Below are 21332 nucleotides of genomic sequence, written 5' to 3'. Positions count from 1 at the left end.
CCTTTTTTATTTTAGAAGAAAAATTGTTTCTTTTTGCATTTTTTGCTGGAAAAATCATTATAAATTGCTTATCACCATAAGCCCATGGCACGTTATGTTTTTATTACTGGTGGTGTGGTTTCTTCCCTTGGAAAAGGCATCGCAGCGGCGGCGTTAGCAGCGTTATTACAGGCTCGTGGTTATCGCGTACGTCTTCGCAAACTTGATCCTTATTTAAATGTTGATCCAGGTACGATGTCGCCTTATCAACATGGTGAAGTATTTGTGACCGATGATGGTGCAGAAACGGATCTTGATCTTGGTCATTATGAGCGTTTTACTGGGCGTTCTGCAAATAGCCAAGATAATATTACAACAGGGCGTATTTATCGCAATATCATTGAACGAGAGCGGCGTGGTGATTATTTGGGGGCAACAGTCCAAGTTATTCCTCATGTTACAGATGAAATTAAGAGATTCATTACGATGGGAAATGAAGAATTTGATTTTGTTTTGTGTGAGATAGGTGGAACGGTTGGTGATATTGAAGCAATGCCTTTTCTAGAAGCGATTCGTCAGCTTCGCAATGAGCTACCGAGACAAAATGTCGTTTATGTCCATCTCACATTAATGCCTTATATTCCTTCAGCAGGTGAATTAAAAACGAAACCAACACAACATTCTGTCAAAGAATTGCAAGCAGTTGGTATTTCTCCTGATATTTTGCTTGTACGTGCAGATCGATCTATTCCAGAAACAGAACGGTGCAAATTATCACTTTTTTGCAATGTTCGCTCCAATGCAGTCATTCAGGCATTAGATATGCCAACGATTTATGATGTTCCTATGGCATACCATAAGGAGGGTTTGGACTCTGAAGTTCTTTGCGCTTTTGGAATTGATTCGGCACCTTCCCCCAAGATGGATCGTTGGGAGGATATTACGCATCGTATTCACAATCCTGAAGGAGAAGTCACGATTGCTATTGTAGGAAAATATACGGGCTTAAAGGATGCTTATAAATCTCTTATTGAAGCGATTGCGCATGGTGGTTTAGCGAATAGAGTGAAAGTTAATATTGAGTGGATTGATTCGGAACTTTTTGAAAAAGAAGATTCTGTTTCAGCTTTACAAAAAGCCCATGGAATTTTGGTTCCAGGTGCTTTTGGGGCACGTGGGGCAGAAGGGAAGATTCGAGCAATTCAATTTGCACGAGAGCGTAAAGTTCCATTTTTAGGGATTTGTTTTGGGATGCAATTAGCTTGTATAGAAGCTGCGCGCAATATTGCACAGATTGAGAATGCTTCATCGAGTGAGTTTTGCGAAACAGACAATCCAATTGTAGGTTTAATGACAGAATGGCTTAAAGGAGACGTCCTTGAAAAACGTACAAGAAATGGTGATCTCGGCGGTTCGATGCGCCTTGGTGCTTTTGCTGCTGAATTAAAAGAAGAGAGTCATATTGCTCAAATTTATGGGATGACCAAGATTGTCGAGCGACATCGTCATCGTTATGAGGTCAATATTGATTATAAGGATAAGTTAGAACAGTGTGGTTTGATTTTTTCTGGGATGTCTCCTGATGGTATTTTACCAGAAACGATAGAATATGTAGATCATCCATGGTTTATTGGTGTTCAATATCATCCAGAATTAAAATCCCGTCCTTTTGATCCACATCCGCTTTTTTCTTCTTTTATTGAAGCTGCTGTAGAACAAAGTCGATTAGTTTAATGCATAAATTGGGTTACTTTACTTTTGAGGGAAAAATGACTAAACCAAATGCCCGTGTGAAAGTTGGAAATATGATTTTTTCAAATGAAATGCCTCTTTCATTAATTGCAGGGCCGTGTCAGATGGAAAGTCGTGATCATGCTTTTGAAATGGCTGGTCGTATTAAAACAATTACCGATCAGCTTGGTATCGGGTTTGTTTATAAATCAAGTTACGATAAAGCCAACAGAACCTCTTTGGGGGCGGCACGTGGTATTGGTCTTGAAAAAGCAATGTCCATTTTTTCTGATTTAAAAAAAGAGTTTAATTGTCCCATATTAACTGATGTGCATACAGAAGAGCAATGTACAATTGTTTCTTCTACAGTGGATATTTTACAAATACCGGCTTTTTTATGTCGTCAAACAGATCTTTTGGTAGCAGCAGCCAAAACAGAATGTGTTATTAACATTAAAAAAGGTCAGTTTTTAGCGCCGTGGGACATGGAGAATGTTTTAAAAAAGGTTGTTTACAGTGGTAATTCGAATGTCATGCTTTGTGAGCGAGGCACGTCATTTGGTTATAACCGACTTGTTTCTGATATGCGTTCGTTGCCTATTTTACGTTCATTGGGTGCTCCTGTTATTTTTGATGCAACACATTCTGTTCAAGAGCCGGGGGGGCATGGTTCTTCATCTGGTGGACAACGTCAATTTGTTGAAGTTTTAGCGCGTGCGGCTGTTTCTGTTGGGGTCGCAGGTATTTTTTTAGAAACGCATCAAGATCCAGATAATGCGCCTTCTGATGGACCCAATATGATTAAAATTGATGATTTACAAAGATTGCTTGAGACTTTAATGGAATTCGATTATCTGTCAAAGAAACTGAATTGAGAAGAAAAAGTATTTCATTAATAGGTTGTTAGAAATGAATCGCGACTTTTATCGGATAAGGAAATACATATGACTATAATTGTCGATATCATTGGACGTGAAGTTCTTGATAGCCGTGGTAATCCAACGGTAGAAGTTGATGTTCATTTGGAAAATGGTGCGTTTGGTCGTGCTTTGGTTCCATCGGGAGCCTCAACGGGAGCCTATGAGGCTGTAGAACTTCGTGATGGTGGTTTGCGCTATCAAGGAAAAGGCGTTGAAAAAGCAGTTGCTGCAGTCAATGGCGAAATTCTTGAAGAACTTGGTGGTCGGGATGCAACAAATCAAATCGCTATTGATCAAGCCATGATTGCTTTGGATGGAACGCCAAACAAAGCCCGTCTTGGTGCCAATGCACTTCTTGGTGTTTCATTAGCTGTTGCAAAAGCAGCTGCGGATTCATTAAATTTACCTTTGTATCGTTATATTGGTGGTACACAAGCGCATATTCTTCCAACCCCCATGATGAATATTATTAATGGTGGTGTTCATGCTGATAATTTGATTGATTTTCAAGAGTTTATGATTATTCCTATAGGAGCTCCTACTATAAGAGAAGCGATCCGTTATGGTGCTGAGATTTTCCATGCATTGAAAAAGCGTTTAAAAGATGCGGGTTATAATACCAATGTTGGTGATGAAGGTGGTTTTGCTCCTCAATTTAAAAGTGCTGATCAAGCAATTGATTTTATTATGGAATCTATCATGATATGTGGTTATAAACCAGGTGAACAAATTGCCATTGGTTTAGACTGTGCTTCAACCGAATTTTATAAAAATGGTTCGTATTTTTATAAAGGTGAGGGGAAATGCCGTGACACCCAAGAGCAGGTAGATTATTTAGCGCAGCTTGTGAAAAATTATCCTATTATTACAATTGAAGATGGAATGGCAGAGGATGATTGGGAAGGTTGGAAGCTACTTACTGACACAATTGGAGAAAAATGTCAGCTTGTTGGCGATGATTTGTTTGTAACGAATTCAGCACGTTTGCGTGATGGTATCAAAATGGGGGTAGGCAATTCTATTCTCATAAAAGTTAATCAAATTGGTACATTGAGTGAAACACTTGATGCTGTAGAAGTAGCACATAAAGCAGGTTATCGTGCCATTATATCTCATCGTTCAGGCGAGACAGAGGATTCTTTCATTGCAGATCTTGCTGTTGCAACGAATTGTGGACAAATTAAAACAGGTTCTCTTGCACGTTCGGATAGATTAGCAAAATACAATCAACTTATCCGTATTGAAGAAATGCTAGGAGCCCAAGCGCATTATGCTGGTGATTTATATCGTGTATAGTTGTGAGCACAAAATATGAAAGTATAAGATCATTTAGATTATGAAATTGATATTTCTTATCAAAGGCATATACGCAATAATTTTTAAGTGTTTAAATTTATAGGGATTAAGATGAGAGGTATAATTATTAGTCAAGATCAAGGAAATTATCTCGTTTCGGGTGATGATGGTAAACGTTATCAGTTTGCGACTTGGGATTGGTTGGGAAAGAATCCACCAAGGATTGGTAATGCTGTTGATTTTGTCTGTGAAGGAGGTGTTGTCAGTTCTGTTTTCCCATTGTTGAGACCAGGTACAGAGAACTCAAAGATAATGTTCGCACTCCTTTGTTGGTGTGCAGGTATCTTTGGTGTCCATCGTTTTATGGTTGGTAAAGTTAGGACTGGTGCTTTAATGCTGGTTCTATCTTTATCATTGTTTGGATTGATAATTACCGGAATTTGGGCAGTTGTTGATTTTATAGTCATTCTTGGAGGAAGATTTACGGATAAAGATGGGAATCAGATTACAGATTTTTAAAAATTTTATAATAAAGAGAAAGTAATTCAGTTCGCTTTTTATTTTTATAAATAATTAAGTTGCATCATGCAAAATTATTGTACTATATTTATTTAATATGAGATATTAAAAAACATGTACAGCTAAGTAAAAGTATTGAAAAAGACAATGCTATTTTATACGGGTAAAGCAAAGACGCAAATTAATTAAGGCGTGCATTGTTTTTCTACTTATGGCAGTGGATAGCATTAGATTATTGGAGGCTCCAAACTATCCTAATTTCACGTTTATTACGGCTGCTATAAATTGTATTTACACCGTGAGGTTAATCCGCATATTATCAAATTAAAAATAATCTCTTTATGAATAACACATAAGGAGCGTGGGTAAGGATGAAGGGTGAAATTATTGTTCAAAATCAAGGGGTTTATCTCGTTTTGGGAGGTGATGATAAGCGTTATCAATTTGAGGATTGGAATTGGTTAGGAAAAAACACCAAGCATAGGGGATACCGTTGATTTTATCTTTATTTTAATAGGAAATTTTAGGAAAAGCTACAAATTAGAGGATATCCAATATTTATAATATAAAAAGTGGGGCATTCAGCTTACTTTGATCGTATTAAGGGGGGGGATAAATTGAAATAACAAATTATTTAGCGTAGATTTGGTAATGAGGTATTAATCAAAATCATGCATAGTTGGGCAAAATATTAAGAAATTTGTGCTGTAAAGACTGTGCTATTTTATGTGGACAAAGCAGAAACGTCGATCAATCAAAGTACGCTTTGTACTACCTCTTATGACGGTGGGAGTCTTAAGCTATTTCAGTTATCACATTTATCATGGTGAGTATGGATTGTATTCACGCAGTGAAGTTAATCAGCATATTAGCGAATTAGAAAAGGAGCTTCATAAAATAGAAGCTGAGCGGATATTCATGGAAAAGCGTATTTCTCTTTTACGCAACGGGCATATAGAAAAAGATATGTTGGATGAGTATGTCCGAAAGAATTTGAACTTCTCTAAGTCAAATGAACTGACAATCTTAATACCTTGAAATGATACTAAAGGTAAATGAAAAATCGCTTAATTTAAACAATAATCAGCAATGATATTGTTTAAGCCGATTGATAAGGCTTGTAACTTTTGTTCGTAAAGGTTATTCCTAAATAATCATAAAAGGGAGTTTAATATGGCAGAACGACTTAAAAAAAATTCTGCGTCGGTGGCGCGCACTGCATTATCAAGCACCACAAAGAAAGCACCAATAGCAGATTTTACAAAAGAAGAAGAAATTGATGCCTATCGTGAAATGCTTTTAATTCGCCGTTTTGAAGAAAAAGCAGGACAACTTTATGGTATGGGGCTTATTGGGGGATTTTGTCACCTTTATATTGGTCAGGAAGCCGTTGTTATAGGAACATTGAAAGCGGCAAAAGAAGGTGATCAGGTTATTACGTCTTACCGTGATCATGGTCATATGTTAGCCGTTGGGATGAGTCCGCGTGGTGTCATGGCAGAATTAACGGGACGTCAAGGTGGCTTTTCCAAAGGGAAAGGTGGCTCGATGCATATGTTCTCTAAAGAAAAGAACTTTTATGGAGGACATGGTATTGTTGGTGCGCAGGTTCCCATTGGTTCAGGTTTGGCATTTTCGAATCAATACCTTGGTAAAGATAATGTGACATTGGTTTATTTTGGTGATGGTGCTGCAAATCAGGGGCAGGTTTACGAGAGTTTTAATATGGCTTCACTTTGGAAGCTTCCCGTTGTTTATATTATTGAAAACAATCAGTATGCTATGGGAACGTCAGTTTCACGTGCATCTGCAGAAACTGATTTTTCACGACGTGGTCTTTCTTTTGAAATTCCAGGTATTGTTGTTGACGGTATGGATGTTCGATCAGTAAAAGGAGCTGCTGATGAAGCAATTTCTTGGGCACGCTCAGGTAAAGGACCGATCATTCTTGATATGCAGACCTATCGCTATCGTGGTCATTCCATGTCTGATCCAGCAAAATATCGTTCAAAGGAAGAAGTCCAAAAAATAAAAGAGGAGCACGATCCGATTGATCAAGTAAAAAGTCGGATTCTTAAAAAAAATTGGGCGAGCGAAGACGATTTAAAATCTATTGAGAAAGAGGTCCGTGCAATTGTTGCTGATGCGGTAGATTTTGCACAAAGTGATCAAGAGCCAGATGCTTCTGAGCTCTATACTGATATTTTAGTTTGATGCGAGGGAAGCAAGTATGTCTATTGATATTTTGATGCCGGCGCTTTCACCAACTATGGAAGAAGGTAAACTGTCTAAATGGCTCAAGAAAGAAGGTGATAAGGTTAGCTCTGGCGATGTTATTGCTGAAATTGAAACGGATAAGGCTACAATGGAAGTAGAGGCCGTTGATGAAGGTACTCTTGGTAAAATTTTTGTGCCTGAAGGTTCAGAAGGCGTAAGGGTTAACACTGTTATTGCAATTTTGTTAGAAGAAGGTGAGCGTGCTGAGGATATTTCGCAACCTACTGATACAGCACAAAAACCTAAGGAATCTGCTCTTTCTCTGCCTTTGTCAGTTCCGCAGGCTGCTCCTACTTTTGATACATCTCTTAATTTTGATATTCCAGCGGGAACACAAATGGTTACAATGACAGTTCGTGAAGCGCTTAATCAGGCTTTGGCTGAGGAAATGCGGCGTGATGAAACAGTTTTTCTTATGGGGGAAGAGGTCGCGCAATATCAAGGTGCCTATAAGGTTAGTCAAGGTTTGTTGGAAGAATTCGGAGAACGCCGAGTTATTGATACCCCAATTACAGAGCACGGTTTTGCTGGGTTGGCTGTTGGGGCTGCTTTTGGTGGGTTACGTCCTATTGTCGAGTTTATGACATTTAATTTTGCGATGCAGGCGATGGATCAAATTATTAACTCAGCAGCCAAAACACGTTATATGTCTGGTGGACAAATGACCGCTCCTATGGTTTTCCGAGGTCCCAATGGCGCGGCTGCCCGTGTTGGTGCTCAACATTCTCAATGTTATGCTGCATGGTATAGTCATGTACCAGGTCTGAAAGTTGTCATGCCTTATAGTGCTGCAGATGCGAAAGGTTTGCTGAAATCTGCTATTCGTGATGATAATCCTGTTATTTTCCTTGAAAATGAGATTTTGTATGGGCATCAATTTGATGTTCCTCAACTGGATGATTTTCTTTTGCCTATTGGTAAGGCACGTATTCATAAGTCTGGACAAGATGTGACGATTGTTGCATGTGGAATTGGGATGCATTATGCTGTTCAAGCGTTACCAGAAATTGAAAAACTTGGTATTGATGTTGAATTGATTGATTTACGAACCATTCGCCCGATGGATCTTCCAACAATTCTTTCGTCAGTTAAAAAAACAGGTCGTTTGGTTACAATTGAAGAGGGATTTCCTCAGTCATCTGTGGGAACTGAAATAGCAACGCGTGTTATGCAGCGGGCTTTTGACTATCTTGATGCGCCAATTGCTACGATTTCTGGCAAAGATGTTCCGATGCCTTATGCCGCTAATCTTGAGAAGTTGGCTTTGCCTAATACTGCTGAAATTATTGAGGCCGTTAAGGCTGTGACATACAGAGCATAACGGAGGAAAGCATAATGCCCATTAAAATTACAATGCCAGCGCTTTCCCCTACGATGGAAGAGGGAAATTTAACAAAATGGAATATTAAGGAGGGAGATAAGGTTTCCTCTGGTGATGTTATTGCTGAAATTGAGACGGATAAAGCGACAATGGAAGTCGAAGCCGTTGATGAAGGTAGGGTTGCTAAAATTGTTGTTCCTGCTGGAACACAAGGCGTTAAAGTAAATGCTTTAATTGTTGTTTTAGCAGAAGAAGGTGAAGATTTAGCTGAAGCTGCAAAAGTTACAGAAGAAATCTCTTCTTCTACAAGACAAGAATCAGAGGGCATCAAACAGACAGATTCTCTGAAACAGACGGACTCAAAGGGAATAAAAATGCCTCATGAATCATCAACTGGGCAATTAATACAGCAAGATAAAAAGGAAGCTCGTCTTTTTGCCTCTCCCTTAGCGCGGCGATTAGCATCTCAGGCAGGTCTTGATTTATCCCTTATTTCTGGAAGTGGTCCGCATGGGCGTATTATTAAGCGCGATGTAGAAAAAGCTGTGAGCAGCGATATGTCTAAAGTGTCTTATTCCTCACCGATAGGGGAGCTAATAGCTACAGGTGCTTCGGACAAACAGATATTGAAACTCTTCAAAGAGGATGAATATAGCTTCGCTCCCCATAATAATATGCGTAAAACAATCGCGACACGTTTGGTGGAATCAAAACAGAGAGTCCCACATTTCTATGTAACGGTAGATTGTGAACTTGATGCGCTATTAGCACTGCGTACACAACTAAATGCTGCTGCTCCAATGGTTAAGGGGCAGGAAGAAACTCAGCCTACTTATAAGCTTTCTGTTAATGATATGGTGATCAAAGCTGTCGCACTTTCTTTGAAAGCGGTTCCTGATGCGAATGTTTCTTGGCTTGAAGGCGGGATGCTTCATCATAAACATTGTGATGTTGGGGTTGCTGTTTCTATTCCCAATGGATTAATTACACCGATTATTCGCCATGCAGAGGAAAAGCCGTTATCACTTATTTCCAAAGAGATGAAGGATTTTGCAAAGCGTGCGCGCGAGGGCAAGTTAAAAATGGAAGAATATCAGGGTGGAACAACAGCTGTATCAAATATGGGGATGTATGGTGTGAAAAGTTTTTCTGCTATTCTTAATCCACCGCATGCGACAATTTTTGCGATTGGTGTAGGGGAGCAACGTGCTGTTGTTAAAAATGGTGCATTAGCTATTGCGACAGTTATGTCAGTTACAATTTCTGCGGATCATCGTGCTGTCGATGGTGCTTTAGCAGCAGAGCTCGCGCGGACTTTTAAGAAGATGATTGAAAATCCATTAGCAATGTTAGTTTGAACTGTTTAACAGTTCTTCACGTAAATTGTGAGAGAGTGTATTTAAGAGAATAAAAACAAATTTAAAGAGTTTGAAGAGCAGAGGTATTGCTGTTTCTAGTTTGGGTAAAGCATTTATAGAAAGCTTAGAGTATAGAGACATAAGATAATTCTGTTATGTTCATTTTCAGTCTTAAGTTCAAAAAATGCATATCCATTTTATATATATCCATGGAGGAATTACTGTGGCAAATCTTTATGATGTAATTGTGATTGGATCAGGTCCAGGCGGATATGTAACCGCAATTCGTGCAGCACAATGTGGCTTTAAGACTGCGATTGTTGAACGTGAACATTTGGGAGGGATCTGTTTAAATTGGGGATGTATTCCCACAAAGGCCCTTCTACGTTCAGCGGAAATGAAACATTTTGCTGAACATGCGAAAAATTATGGACTAAAAATTAATGGTTCAATTGAGGCAAACATCAAAGATGTTGTGGCACGTTCACGCGGTGTTTCAGCACGTTTAAATGCTGGTGTTGGTTTTTTAATGAAAAAAAACAAAATTGATATTATCTGGGGTGAAGCAAAGCTTACTAAAGAAGCAAAGGGAAGCCTTCCTGCGGAAATTATGGTTTCTTCATCCTCCAAACCGATTATGCAACCGCAAAATCCAGTCCCTAAAGGGACGTTAGGGGAGGGAACTTATCAAGCAAAGCATATCATTATTGCAACGGGCGCACGTCCTCGTGTCCTTCCTGGTATTGAGCCAGATGGAAAACTCATTTGGACTTATTTTGAAGCTATGATACCGCCAGCAATGCCAAAATCGCTTTTGGTTATAGGGTCTGGGGCTATTGGCATTGAATTTGCTTCTTTTTATCATGATATGGGGGCGACAGTAACTGTTGTTGAAATGATGCCCCATATCATGCCTGCTGAAGATATTGAAATTTCAACGTTTGCTCGTAAACAGTTAGAGAAAAAAGGTTTACGCATTCTTCGTCAAGCAAAAGTAACAAAGGTTGAAAAATCTTCCGATTCTGTAAGTGTACATATTGATGTTCAAGGTAAAATAGAGTCAATGACTGTTAACCGGTTGATTTCCGCTGTTGGGGTGCAAGGTAATATTGAGAATCTTGGTTTAGAAGCTTTGGGAATAAAAACCGATCGCGGGTGCATTGTAACTGATGAATGGAGTTGGACGGGGGTGGAAGGCATTTATGCTATTGGTGATGTAGCAGGTCCTCCTATGTTGGCCCATAAAGCAGAAGAAGAAGGTGTGATATGTATTGAGCATCTTGCAGGTTTGAAGAGTGCTCATCCGCTTGATAAAAGAAAAATTCCAGGGTGTACATATTGTACACCACAGGTTGCCTCTGTAGGGCTTTCAGAAGCGGCTGCAAAAGAAGCAGGTTATGATATACGTATTGGTCGTTATTCTTTTGCTGCGAATGGTAAAGCGATTGCTTTGGGTGAAGATCAGGGGTTAGTAAAAACGATTTTTGATAAAAAAACAGGACAGCTTCTCGGGGCCCATATGGTAGGGGCTGAGGTAACAGAATTGATACAGGGTTTTGTTATTGCTATGAATCTTGAAACAACAGAAGAAGAATTAATGCATACTGTCTTTCCACATCCGACCTTATCGGAAATGATGAAAGAAAGTGTATTAGATGCTTATGGTCAAGTTTTAAACGCTTGATGACTGGATTGTATGAAAAATTTTATATTTTTGATTGTTACTTCGTATTTATAAGGCAAAGGCTTAAATGGTTACGGTTGTTGATAGAGTTGCAAATAGACGATTGCGTCATCCTGAAAAGGCACATCGTCCTGATACAAGCGTTCAAAAAAAGCCAGATTGGATTCGTGTAAAAGCGCCAACATCACCAATTTATAAGGAAACACATGGTATTGTACGTACGCATAAGTTAGTGACTGTATGTGAAGAAGCTGGTTGTCCTAATATTGGCGAATGTTGGAGCCAGAGGCATGCTAGCTTTATGATTTTAGGTGAAATATGTACGCGTGCTTGTGCTTTTTGTAACGTTGCAACAGGTATTCCACTTGCCGTTGATGATAATGAGCCAGAACGTGTCGCTGATGCTGTTGCACGGATGGAATTAAAACATGTTGTCATTACATCTGTTGATCGTGATGATCTTGCTGATGGTGGTGCTGAGCATTTTGCAAAAGTTATTTATGCGATTCGTCAAAAAACTCCTAAAACAACAATTGAAGTTCTTACACCTGATTTTCGTCATAAGGATGGCGCTTTAGAAGTTGTTGTTGCTGCTAAGCCTGATGTTTTTAATCATAACTTAGAAACAGTTCCTTCTAAATATTTGAAGGTCCGTCCAGGGGCACGTTATTTTCATTCAATTCGTTTATTACAACGTGTTAAAGAACTTGATCCAACAATTTTTACAAAATCGGGAATTATGGTTGGCCTTGGGGAGGAGCGAAATGAAGTTTTGCAATTGATGGATGATTTGCGCGCTGCTGATGTTGACTTTATGACAATTGGACAATATTTGCAGCCTACACGAAAACATCATCCAGTTGTTCGTTTTGTGCCTCCTGAAGAATTTGAGTCTTTTGCCAAGATTGGTAAAGTAAAAGGATTTTTACATATGGCCTCCAATCCTCTAACGCGTTCATCTCATCATGCTGGAGATGATTTTGCCATTTTGCAAAAAGCGCGTGATGAAAAATTTTCCTTACAGAGATAATTATGCCGATTTTTACAATACATCGGCAGATCACCCATAGTGCCAGTGAAATGTTTGATCTGGTTTCAGATATTGAGCGTTATCCTGAATTTTTACCAATGTGTGAGTCTTTAATAATACGTTCTCGAAAAGAATATGGAAAAAAAATATTGCTTCTTGCGGATATGACCGTTGGCTATAAGATTATTCGTGAAACTTTTACGACTCAAGTATTTCTTCAGCCGGAAAAAAGTCTTATAGAAGTTAAATATATTGATGGTCCATTCAAATATCTTGAAAATCGTTGGGCCTTTCATGATATTGAAAATACCAATGCATGTAATGTAGAGTTTTTTATTGATTATGAATTTAAAAGTAAAATGCTTGGATTAGTGATGGGCTCAATGTTTGATATTGCGTTTCGTAAATTTACCGAGGCTTTTGAGAAGCGTGCGCATCAGATTTATGGCTCTACGGTAACATAGTCTATTCTGTTATTTTTTAACAATACGTATTGCTTAAACAGCGTGAAGGTGAAAACCGGTTTCCATCTTTACTATTTGTTTTTAATTCAGCTTTCAAAAGCATATTGAGGGAATATCATTTTAAATGATGAAGATGATGCACAGCTTCATGCTTTTGTTTCTCTCTTTTTTAATGGATGCACACTCGTTAAACAAAACGCCCAAATAGAACATGCTTGCGTCATACCCATTTCATAATAGTGCTCATAATAAATAGTATAGATTCTCGTAAAAGTATATAAAATCTACATCTGTACACTTATGAAGAAGTTCTCCTGTATCATTTATTTGCCATCTCTCAAGATGTTGTGCCAGCTCTTAGCACTTGAGAGAGAGGTACAAGTTTCCCTTTCATTAATCATTTTATTTATACAGTTTTTTCTCTTGTGGCGTGTAAGTGAATAAATTTGATTAATTCAACCTACACAGGACTGAAGTGAGATAACTTTACGCTAGTCAGATCGTTCATTTTCAAGTTGTGATATAATAAAATTTTTTCAAGATGTTGACGATTATAGACACGATGGGGAATAAAGAATTTTGAAATTAGTATGGGGAATTCAGTGAAGCAATTCCAGAATCATTTTAAAAGCATTTTCAACAGTTGCGTGGCGGATAGCATTGCGATTAAGATGAGCAAAGTGCATTTCTTTATGCAGGGGAGAGTGGTTTTTGTAAGCAACTGCGCAATGCACAAGTCCTACAGGTTTATCAAGACTTGCACCTCCTGGACCAGCAATTCCTGTTACAGAAACTGCAATGTCAGCTTGTGAATGTTTTAATCCACCCTCAGCCATTGCAAGAGCAACTTCTTTTGAAACGGCGCCATAGATTCTTATAAGTTCAGCACAAACGCCAACAAGGCGTGTTTTGGATTCATTTGAATAAACAACAAATCCACAATCGAGAACATCTGACGATCCTGCTATATTTGTGAGGCATGCAGCAATGAGCCCTCCTGTACAAGACTCTACAGTTGTTAACAGCAAACCTTTTTGGCAACAGGTATTAAGGACTTTACGCGCTTGTTTTTCACAAAAATATGTCATTGGGGAATTTCTCCTGGATAAAGAACGCACGCTGTTGCAAGAGCAGCAATCCCTTCACCACGACCAATAAATCCGAGCTTTTCATTTGTTGTTGCTTTGATAGAGATTCGATCAGGCGTAATTGCAAGTATTGTCATAAGATTTTCTGTCATGGCATGATGATAAGGACCAATTTTAGGATTTTCAGCGATAATTGTGATATCAACATTGGCGATACGACCACCTGCTTGTTTTATAATATCAAGAGCATGATGGAGAAAAATTTCTGATGATACATTTTTCCATTGAGGATCAGAGGGAGGAAAATGTGTACCGATATCTCCAGCACCTTGAGTTGCAAGAAGGGCATCTGTTAATGCATGAAGAGCAACATCCGCATCGGAGTGTCCATTTAATTTTTTATGAAAAGGGATTTTTATACCACATAATATAAGAAAATCACCATCCTCAAAAGAGTGAACATCATAACCATTGCCGGTACGAATATCAGGAAATATTTGCATTTTCTTTTGGAGATATAAATGTGCAGTATTAAAATCTTCATGCCATGTAATTTTTATGTTGTTAGGATCTCCAGGAACGGTACGCATAGGAATTCCAAACCATTCGGCAATTGCGCAATCGTCAGTGAATTCTTGTTTGCAAGCTTGTTTTGCTTGTTTATGGGCCGCTAAGATATGTTCAAAGGGAAAACACTGTGGAGTTTGTGCACTATAAAGATGGGTACGGGGAATTGTTTCTAAAACATGCTGATTATTTATACGTTTAAGGGTATCAGAGATGGGCAGAACAGGAAGAACACCTTCTTGAGGCGTGATAGTGTTGTGAATGTTATTAAGAAGCTTGTTTTCGATAAAAGGGCGTGCACCATCATGAATATGCACATATTGGGGGGCAAATTTTTTGAGTGCCTGAAGTCCATATAAGGTAGAGATTTGACGTGTATTGCCTCCTTCAACGATAATAAGGCGCTCTTTAAAATCGTCAATAGCTTGTTCACAGATTTGACGATCTTCTGGATGAATAACAAGAATAATTGTTGTGATAGCTGGATGCTGCAAAAAACAATGCACGGTATGATAAATAATTGGCTTTTGTCCTAGAAGCCGATATTGTTTTGGAATTTTATGGGGAGATCCTGCTCTTTCACCCCGTCCAGCGGCTAATATTATTGCTGCAATAGAAATACTTAATCTCCTTGTATTATAATCTTAGTTTGCTTTTTTGTCATTAATTTTAAAATGATTTTGAAAGGATGGTTGTTGTAGATCAGCAAGGGATATCACGGATAACACCTCAAAAAAAGCATTTAATGCTTTTTGAAGTGCGGTATTTAAACCACAAAAATCAAACAAGGGGCAAGTTGGTTCTGCAGTATCGAAACATTCTGCGAGGGAAAAGTTGTCTTCTGTTACTTTCACAACATCCGCGACTGAAATTTCTGCTGCGGGTTTAGCCAATCTAACTCCACCATTGCGTCCACGCACTGTTTGTATAAAACCTGCTTGAACAAGCAGCTGAAGGATTTTAAATAAAAAAAGCTCTGAAACGGCATATGCTTTAGCAATTTCTGGAACACGACTGAGAGTTCCCTGATTATCTGCACAATACATGAGCATTCGAAGAGCATAATTTGTTTGTTTTGTTAATCGCATCTCATTTCCTTCGTAAAGTATCGACGAACACAGTCTATTTTAAAGATATTTTGCAAAATGTAGAAGTTTTTTCTTGTTGACTATATTTGCCTATTTTAAATGTAGTATTAGTATTGTCAATTTTTGCTACAAAAGGTTATATGAGAATAATGGGATAAGGGTATGTAAGCTCATGACGAATATAACATCTGTGACGAATCTTCAAGACATAGATAAAAATACTTATAACGATGAGTTGTATCGTTTAAGTAAGGTATATATTTTTTTAGGGATTACAATTATTGTATTGGCTTTACTTACGGCCTCTGTTTCATTTATTATTCTTATTGGATTAACTCCTGTTGTTCCCAGTAGAACAGTAACCCTTATTCTTATAGGAATTAATAGTTTTTGGGTTTTAGGGCTTATTGTCATCGTTTTTTATGAGATGATACCGATCATTCGTGCTTGGCGTTCAAGGCGTGCAGGATCGCGTCTTCATGTGCGCCTTATTTCATTGTTTGCACTTGTTGCGACAATGCCAGCTGTTGCTGTAGCTCTTGTATCGGGTCCAGCACTAAATTTGGGACTTGATCGATGGTTTGATACAACAACGCGGCAAATTGTGGGCTCTTCTATTGATTTAGCAAATGCTTATGCAGATGAAATGCTCCAAAATTTAAAAAATTTATCCTACGCGATGGCATTTGCACTTGATAACAAAAAACTCTTAGAACGTAATCCAGCTGAATATAGGATGCAATTGACGCGTCATGCTCTAGGACGCAATTTGCGTGGTGCATTTTTGTTAAGTTCTAGTGGAGCTATTTTTGTATCGAGTGCTCTTGGTGATGAAGATAAACTGCCAATTCCTCCTTCTCATCTTATTGAACGTGCAACCAGTGCGAGACCTTTTTCTTTTCAACCAGGCGTTCATGATTATTTTGGTATTATTTTAAAATTTACCAATATTCCAAACACATTTTTATATTTGGTGCGTGACGTTGATAAAGGTGTTTTATCTGCTTTGCGTTTGACAGAAGTTAATACAGATCGTTATCGTGATTTAAATGAAAATCGCCTGCTGACACAGATTGCATTTGGTATGCTTTATTTGTGTCTTTTTTTTAGTTTATTCTTATCAGCCATTTGGGCTGCTATTGCTGTTGCTGATCGCTTAGTACGTCCTATTCGTCTTCTCATTAGTGCTGCCGATGATGTTGCTTCTGGAAATATGGAAATTTTCGTGCCAGTACGAGCAAAAGATGGAGATATTGGGCAATTATCCAAAACTTTTAATTACATGGTCAGTGAATTGAAAAGTCGGCGTAATGAATTGATTGCAGTGCGTGATCAAATTGATGAAAGACGGCGTTTTTCTGAAGCTGTGTTATCGGGTGTAACAGCGGGAGTAGCAGGGATAGATGATAATGGTGATATCACCATTATCAATCGGTCTATTGAAGCGATGTTTGATATTCGCTCAGAGCACGTTGTTGGAAAAAGTCTTTTATCTTTAAGCGCTGAAATTTGGCAGGTTTTTCAGTTTGTGCGTTCATTGGATCGTAAAAACCATCGTGAGCAGGTCACTTTAAACGTTGCAGGAAAAGAGCGTGTCTGTAATGTCCAAGTTACGATGGAGGAGGATGATGGACAAGGGCAATCTTGGGTTCTAACAATTGATGATATTACAGACCTTGTTGCAGCGCAACGTACAGCGGCGTGGGCGGATATTGCGCGGCGTATTGCACACGAAATTAAAAATCCTCTTACACCTATTCAGTTATCCGCTGAACGCATTCGTAAACGTTATAACAAAGCTATTACACAAGATAGAGAGGTCTTTGAGCGGTGTATTGACACAATTATTCGGCAGGTTGGAGATATTGGGCGTATGGTTGATGAGTTTTCCTCTTTTGCACGTATGCCCAAACCCAAAATGCATATTTTAGATATACGAGAATTGTTGCGCGAAGCATGTTTCTTGATAGAAGTGACGCGACATGATATTCATTTTGAGCAAGATTTAGGAACTCTACCACTTATGGGTGCATTTGATAACCGTCTCATTGTACAGGCTTTTTGCAATGTTATCAAAAACGCGAGCGAATCCATAGATTCAGTTATGCGAGAGGAAAATATTCACGGTCATATTCTTATCCGTTCTTATCGTCAGGAAGAATGGGTGGTTGTGGATGTTGTTGATAACGGGAAAGGACTTCCTAAAGAGCAAAGACAAAAGTTATTAGAACCCTATATAACAACGCGGGAAAAAGGAACAGGGCTGGGGTTAGCTATTGTGCGCAAAGTTATTGAAGATCACGGTGGTTTCATGGAGCTTCATGATGCACCGGAGAGTTTTTATGAAGGTCGTGGTGCGATGATCCGTTTGATATTTCCAGCGGATGGGGGTAAGCAGGGTAATATTATACAAGCCATAAATCATAAGATAGGGGAATAGTATGGTATCAGATATCTTGATTGTTGATGATGAAGCAGATATTCGTGAGCTTGTTGCTGGTATTTTAGATGATGAAGGTTATGAAACGCGTGTTGCTTGTAACTCTGATGAAGCATTGGCTCAAATTAGTGAGCGTATTCCAAAGCTCATTTTTTTGGATATTTGGCTACAGGGTAGTCGTCTCGATGGTTTAGCACTGCTTGATGAAATTAAAACACAATATCCGGCTCTTCCGGTCGTTATGATCTCTGGTCATGGTAATATTGAGACGGCTGTTTCCGCTATAAAGCGAGGGGCATATGATTTCATTGAAAAACCTTTTAAAGCTGATAGACTTGTATTGGTTGCAGAGAGAACACTTGAAAATTCAAATTTAAAACGTGAGCTTTTAGAATTGCGAAAGCGTTCGAACGAGACATTAGAGTTGCTCGGAAAATCGACAGTTATAAAAAATTTGCGTCAAATCATAGAAAAAGTAGCACCAACCAATAGTCGCATCATGATAACAGGTCCTTCAGGGGCAGGAAAAGAGACTGTTGCACGAACTATTCATGCGCTCTCAACGCGTTCGAATGGGCCATTTGTTACAATAAATGCTGCAACGATTACTCCGGAAAGAATGGAAATAGAGCTGTTTGGCAGCGAAATGGAGGGAAGAGAGCGTAAAATTGGTGCCTTAGAGGAAGCTCATGGCGGTATCTTATATCTTGATGAAATTGCTGACATGCCGCGTGAGACTCAAGGGAAGATTCTTCGGGTTTTAACGGGGCAAACATTTGAGAGAATTGGCGGCACAAAACGTGTTAAGGTGGATGTCCGTATCATTTCTTCGACAGCGCAAAATCTTGAAAACCTCATTTCTGATGGGCGCTTTAGGGAGGATCTTTTTCACCGTCTTTCCGTTGTTCCTATTGTTGTTCCGCCCCTTTCAGCGCGTCGTGAAGATATTCCAGAACTTGTACATCATTTTGTAAAAACAATATCACAGCAGGTTGGGATTAAACCGCGTGCAATCAGTGATGATGTGATTGCTATTTTGCAAACGCACGCTTGGCCGGGTAATGTGCGGCAATTACGTAATAATATTGAGCGTCTTCTTATTCTTGTGCGGGATGGTGATGGTCCTATAACAGCGGACTTTCTTCCCAGTGAAGTAAGTGATTCTTTGCCACGTCTTCAAATGGATTCAGATGAAAGTATAATGGATTTGCCGTTACGTGAAGCTCGAGAATTATTTGAAAAGAGATATTTAGTGGCGCAGATTGGGCGTTTGGGTGGAAATATATCACGTACTGCTGAATTTATAGGCATGGAGCGTTCAGCTTTGCACCGTAAACTTAAAGCGCTTGGAGTTTCTTAAAGCGATGCGTATTATTATTTGTGGAGCAGGACAGGTTGGTTATGGGATAGCAGAGCGTCTTGCTGCTGAAAATCACGATGTTACTGTTATTGATATTGAAACGAGATTAATTGAAAAGATTCGCGATACATTGGATGTGAGAGGTTTTGTTGGTCACGGTTCACGGCCTGAAGTTCTTTTGGCTGCAGATGCAGACAAAGCTGATATGTTGATTGCTGTCACTTTGTTTGATGAAGTTAATATGGTAGCTTGCCAAGTAGCACATTCATTATTTAATGTGCCCACAAAAATTGCTCGTATTCGCTCACAATCTTATTTAGAACCACGTTATAAGACGCTTTTTTCCAGAGAGAATATTCCCATTGATGTGGTTATTTCGCCAGAAGTTGAAGTTGGGGAAATGGTTTTGCGCCGTATTGCTTTACCTGGTGCAATAGATGTTCTTTATTTTTGTAATGATGATATTGTGGCACTAGCTTTGGAATGCATGGAAGATTGTCCCGTTATTAATACACCTTTGCGTCAATTAACAGAGCTTTTTCCAGATCTTCATACGACGGTTACTGCTATTAAACGTGGCGCGGAATTATTGGTTGCACATTCAGAAACGCAATTACGCGTTGGTGATATAACCTATCTTGTTGTTTCTCGTGAACAGATGCGTCGTGCTGTTGGGCTTTTTGGTCATAAAGAACAAGATGCCCACCGCATGATTATTGCAGGGGGTGGTCACATTGGCCTTTATGTTGCACAGGCTATTGAAAAGCGTTTCCATAAATTAAAATTGAAGATTATAGAAGCGCATAGAGAAAGAGCCATCACAATTGCTGATCAGCTTGAAAAAACAACAGTTTTATACGGTAACGTGTTAGATCCAGTGATTCTTCAAGATGCGGGAATTGATCAGTCCGATTTAATGATTACATTGACCAATCAAGATCAGGTTAATCTCTTAAGCGCTATTATTGCTAAAAGATTGGGCTGCAAAGCCAATATGGTATTGATTAATAATGTTGCCTATCAAGAATTTAGTCGTGCTGTTGGTGTGGATGCATATCTTAATCCCCATAGCGTTACAATATCGAGAATTTTGCAACAAATGCGCCGTGGGCGTATTCGTTCTGTTCATTCAGTTTTTAATGGCCGAGCAGAAATTATTGAAGCTGAAGTGATGCAAACATCTTCATTGGTTGGTAAGTCATTATCAGAGCTCAATTTATCAGATGGTTTGAGAATTGGTGCAATTTATCGCAATAAGACAATAATACAGCTTTCGGCAGATACGCGTATTTTGTCTGGTGATAGAATAGTGATTTTTGCTCTTGCTGATAGGGTTCGTGATGTTGAACAACTCTTTCGCGTAAGTTTAGAATATTTTTGAGATATTATCTATGGATATTTGTACTTTTTGGTATAGTGGACAATTAAGATTGGTGGATAGGCTTTGTTTGTCCTCAATGGTTAAAACTGGACAGCGCGTTAAGCTTTTTAGTTATGATAAAAAAATAGATAATCTCCCTGCTGGTGTTGAGCTGCATGAAGCCGAATCAATTTTACCACGCTCAGCAATTTATCACCTTGATCCCGATTTTTCTGATGATAAACTAGGATGTACAATTGTTCAGTTCTCGGATTTTTTTCGTGTTATGCTGATGAAATATCAACAAGGTGTTTGGTTAGATACAGATGTTTACCTTGTTAAACAATTTCATCCAGATGCGGATAAGGTTTGGTTGGCAAGAGAAAATAATACAAGAGTAGGCGTTTCTGCACTTTATTTTCCGCCCAATAACCCTATTATAAAAATATTTGAGGATTATTGGGCTGGCACAGAAATTATTCCTCATTGGCTTGGGTTTAAGCGTCGTGTTTGGAGACCGTTCTGATTAAAGAGGAAAAAAATGCCGATTTTACCGGGAAATCTTGGCGTTACAATATTTGGCAATGATGGTATTTCACGATTAGCAAAACGATATGGTTTTTTTCATGAAGCAAAGGAAACTTTTTATTATTGGACTGGGCGAAAAACTGAACGTATTTTTGAACCAGCTTTTGGCGTAAAGCCGCTTACAGATTCACGCTTGATAGGTTTTCATATTCACAGAAAGACAAAGACTACGAAAAGACCTCAGGAAGGAAGTTTTTACCATTGGGCGGTATCTCGCATTCCGGATGTTCATCATTTGTTTAGGTAGAGTTATTATTGCTAT

At 38.8% G+C, this 21332-nt stretch carries 18 protein-coding genes and 1 pseudogene; 16 read left to right on the top strand and 3 right to left on the bottom strand.

Annotation, left to right across the window (positions count from 1 at the left end; all coding sequences use genetic code 11):
• The first annotated feature begins 84 nt into the window (after nucleotides 1-84).
• The 12 genes from ACFILT_RS04600 (at nucleotide 85) to ACFILT_RS04545 (ending at nucleotide 12579) form a co-directional block, all read left to right on the top strand.
• A complete protein-coding gene (locus ACFILT_RS04600) occupies nucleotides 85-1713 on the top strand; it encodes a CTP synthase (RefSeq protein ID WP_375679660.1) in 1629 nt (542 codons plus the stop codon).
• A gap of 35 nt (nucleotides 1714-1748) precedes the next feature.
• On the top strand, nucleotides 1749-2585 hold the full coding sequence (kdsA, locus tag ACFILT_RS04595) for a 3-deoxy-8-phosphooctulonate synthase (protein ID WP_375679128.1): 837 nt from the start codon (nucleotides 1749-1751) through the stop codon (nucleotides 2583-2585).
• Between the two features lie 69 nt (nucleotides 2586-2654).
• On the top strand, nucleotides 2655-3926 hold the full coding sequence (gene eno / locus ACFILT_RS04590) for a phosphopyruvate hydratase (protein WP_375679129.1): 1272 nt from the start codon (nucleotides 2655-2657) through the stop codon (nucleotides 3924-3926).
• A gap of 111 nt (nucleotides 3927-4037) precedes the next feature.
• Nucleotides 4038-4445 carry an NINE protein gene (locus tag ACFILT_RS04585; RefSeq protein WP_375679659.1) on the top strand — a complete coding sequence of 136 codons (408 nt, stop codon included), beginning with the start codon at nucleotides 4038-4040 and terminating at the stop codon, nucleotides 4443-4445.
• Between the two features lie 371 nt (nucleotides 4446-4816).
• Nucleotides 4817-4942 (top strand): hypothetical protein, encoded by a 126-nt coding sequence (locus ACFILT_RS04580; protein ID WP_375679664.1) that lies wholly within the window; start codon nucleotides 4817-4819, stop codon nucleotides 4940-4942.
• A 229-nt stretch (nucleotides 4943-5171) separates the two neighbouring features.
• Nucleotides 5172-5483, top strand: coding sequence for a septum formation initiator family protein (locus tag ACFILT_RS04575; RefSeq protein ID WP_375617692.1), 312 nt, complete (start codon nucleotides 5172-5174; stop codon nucleotides 5481-5483).
• A gap of 135 nt (nucleotides 5484-5618) precedes the next feature.
• Entirely contained in the window at nucleotides 5619-6659 is a 1041-nt protein-coding gene (gene pdhA / locus ACFILT_RS04570) for a pyruvate dehydrogenase (acetyl-transferring) E1 component subunit alpha (RefSeq protein WP_375617693.1), read from the top strand.
• 16 nt (nucleotides 6660-6675) lie between these two features.
• Nucleotides 6676-8043 carry a pyruvate dehydrogenase complex E1 component subunit beta gene (locus ACFILT_RS04565; RefSeq protein WP_375679130.1) on the top strand — a complete coding sequence of 456 codons (1368 nt, stop codon included), beginning with the start codon at nucleotides 6676-6678 and terminating at the stop codon, nucleotides 8041-8043.
• A gap of 14 nt (nucleotides 8044-8057) precedes the next feature.
• The gene (locus tag ACFILT_RS04560) at nucleotides 8058-9401 is read left to right on the top strand and encodes a pyruvate dehydrogenase complex dihydrolipoamide acetyltransferase (protein WP_375679131.1); all 1344 of its coding nucleotides are present in this window, start codon (nucleotides 8058-8060) and stop codon (nucleotides 9399-9401) included.
• Nucleotides 9402-9624: 223 nt separating this feature from the next.
• Nucleotides 9625-11085 carry a dihydrolipoyl dehydrogenase gene (gene lpdA / locus ACFILT_RS04555; RefSeq protein WP_375679658.1) on the top strand — a complete coding sequence of 487 codons (1461 nt, stop codon included), beginning with the start codon at nucleotides 9625-9627 and terminating at the stop codon, nucleotides 11083-11085.
• A 67-nt stretch (nucleotides 11086-11152) separates the two neighbouring features.
• Nucleotides 11153-12115, top strand: coding sequence for a lipoyl synthase (gene lipA / locus ACFILT_RS04550; RefSeq protein ID WP_375611273.1), 963 nt, complete (start codon nucleotides 11153-11155; stop codon nucleotides 12113-12115).
• A gap of 2 nt (nucleotides 12116-12117) precedes the next feature.
• A complete protein-coding gene (locus ACFILT_RS04545; protein WP_375679657.1) occupies nucleotides 12118-12579 on the top strand; it encodes a type II toxin-antitoxin system RatA family toxin in 462 nt (153 codons plus the stop codon).
• A gap of 599 nt (nucleotides 12580-13178) precedes the next feature.
• Here the strand turns inward: ACFILT_RS04545 and ACFILT_RS04540 are convergent.
• Genes ACFILT_RS04540 through rirA form a run of 3 tightly spaced genes read right to left on the bottom strand, consistent with a single transcriptional unit; the run spans nucleotide 13179 to nucleotide 15322 of the window.
• Nucleotides 13179-13667 (bottom strand): CinA family protein, encoded by a 489-nt coding sequence (locus ACFILT_RS04540; protein ID WP_375679133.1) that lies wholly within the window; start codon nucleotides 13665-13667, stop codon nucleotides 13179-13181.
• Nucleotides 13664-14854 (bottom strand): bifunctional 2-C-methyl-D-erythritol 4-phosphate cytidylyltransferase/2-C-methyl-D-erythritol 2,4-cyclodiphosphate synthase, encoded by a 1191-nt coding sequence (locus ACFILT_RS04535; protein WP_375679137.1) that lies wholly within the window; start codon nucleotides 14852-14854, stop codon nucleotides 13664-13666. The genes ACFILT_RS04540 and ACFILT_RS04535 overlap by 4 nt, the downstream gene beginning before the upstream one ends.
• A gap of 24 nt (nucleotides 14855-14878) precedes the next feature.
• Nucleotides 14879-15322, bottom strand: coding sequence for an iron-responsive transcriptional regulator RirA (gene rirA / locus ACFILT_RS04530; RefSeq protein WP_375611276.1), 444 nt, complete (start codon nucleotides 15320-15322; stop codon nucleotides 14879-14881).
• 172 nt (nucleotides 15323-15494) lie between these two features.
• Here rirA and ACFILT_RS04525 point away from each other — a divergent pair, with 172 nt between their 5' ends.
• From ACFILT_RS04525 to ACFILT_RS04510, 4 genes and pseudogenes are all read left to right on the top strand, one after another.
• Nucleotides 15495-17762 (top strand): ATP-binding protein, encoded by a 2268-nt coding sequence (locus tag ACFILT_RS04525; RefSeq protein ID WP_375631782.1) that lies wholly within the window; start codon nucleotides 15495-15497, stop codon nucleotides 17760-17762.
• Between the two features lies 1 nt (nucleotide 17763).
• Entirely contained in the window at nucleotides 17764-19122 is a 1359-nt protein-coding gene (locus ACFILT_RS04520) for a sigma-54-dependent transcriptional regulator (RefSeq protein WP_375617700.1), read from the top strand.
• 4 nt (nucleotides 19123-19126) lie between these two features.
• Entirely contained in the window at nucleotides 19127-20503 is a 1377-nt protein-coding gene (gene trkA / locus ACFILT_RS04515; protein ID WP_375679656.1) for a Trk system potassium transporter TrkA, read from the top strand.
• Nucleotides 20504-20513: 10 nt separating this feature from the next.
• A pseudogene (locus ACFILT_RS04510) lies at nucleotides 20514-21317 on the top strand (hypothetical protein).
• The last annotated feature ends 15 nt before the right edge of the window (nucleotides 21318-21332 follow it).

Origin of the sequence: Bartonella sp. AP7XZML (genome assembly GCF_042195745.1) — a bacterium.
Classification (GTDB): Bacteria; Pseudomonadota; Alphaproteobacteria; order Rhizobiales; family Rhizobiaceae; genus Bartonella.
Note: the sequence above shows the minus strand (reverse complement) of the source record. Positions and strands in the feature narration are given on the sequence as shown.

Excerpts from the sequence above, each read along its gene's own strand:
- trkA (WP_375679656.1), top strand. The coding sequence starts at position 19,127 with ATGCGTATTATTATTTGTGGAGCAGGACAGGTTGGTTATGGGATAGCA.
- lipA (WP_375611273.1), top strand. The coding sequence starts at position 11,153 with ATGGTTACGGTTGTTGATAGAGTTGCAAATAGACGATTGCGTCATCCT.
- eno (WP_375679129.1), top strand. The coding sequence starts at position 2,655 with ATGACTATAATTGTCGATATCATTGGACGTGAAGTTCTTGATAGCCGT.
- ACFILT_RS04520 (WP_375617700.1), top strand. The coding sequence starts at position 17,764 with ATGGTATCAGATATCTTGATTGTTGATGATGAAGCAGATATTCGTGAG.
- ACFILT_RS04540 (WP_375679133.1), bottom strand. The coding sequence starts at position 13,667 with ATGACATATTTTTGTGAAAAACAAGCGCGTAAAGTCCTTAATACCTGT.
- ACFILT_RS04525 (WP_375631782.1), top strand. The coding sequence starts at position 15,495 with ATGACGAATATAACATCTGTGACGAATCTTCAAGACATAGATAAAAAT.
- ACFILT_RS04600 (WP_375679660.1), top strand. The coding sequence starts at position 85 with ATGGCACGTTATGTTTTTATTACTGGTGGTGTGGTTTCTTCCCTTGGA.
- kdsA (WP_375679128.1), top strand. The coding sequence starts at position 1,749 with ATGACTAAACCAAATGCCCGTGTGAAAGTTGGAAATATGATTTTTTCA.
- ACFILT_RS04565 (WP_375679130.1), top strand. The coding sequence starts at position 6,676 with ATGTCTATTGATATTTTGATGCCGGCGCTTTCACCAACTATGGAAGAA.
- ACFILT_RS04575 (WP_375617692.1), top strand. The coding sequence starts at position 5,172 with ATGTGGACAAAGCAGAAACGTCGATCAATCAAAGTACGCTTTGTACTA.
- ACFILT_RS04560 (WP_375679131.1), top strand. The coding sequence starts at position 8,058 with ATGCCCATTAAAATTACAATGCCAGCGCTTTCCCCTACGATGGAAGAG.
- rirA (WP_375611276.1), bottom strand. The coding sequence starts at position 15,322 with ATGCGATTAACAAAACAAACAAATTATGCTCTTCGAATGCTCATGTAT.
- ACFILT_RS04545 (WP_375679657.1), top strand. The coding sequence starts at position 12,118 with ATGCCGATTTTTACAATACATCGGCAGATCACCCATAGTGCCAGTGAA.
- ACFILT_RS04580 (WP_375679664.1), top strand. The coding sequence starts at position 4,817 with ATGAAGGGTGAAATTATTGTTCAAAATCAAGGGGTTTATCTCGTTTTG.
- ACFILT_RS04585 (WP_375679659.1), top strand. The coding sequence starts at position 4,038 with ATGAGAGGTATAATTATTAGTCAAGATCAAGGAAATTATCTCGTTTCG.
- pdhA (WP_375617693.1), top strand. The coding sequence starts at position 5,619 with ATGGCAGAACGACTTAAAAAAAATTCTGCGTCGGTGGCGCGCACTGCA.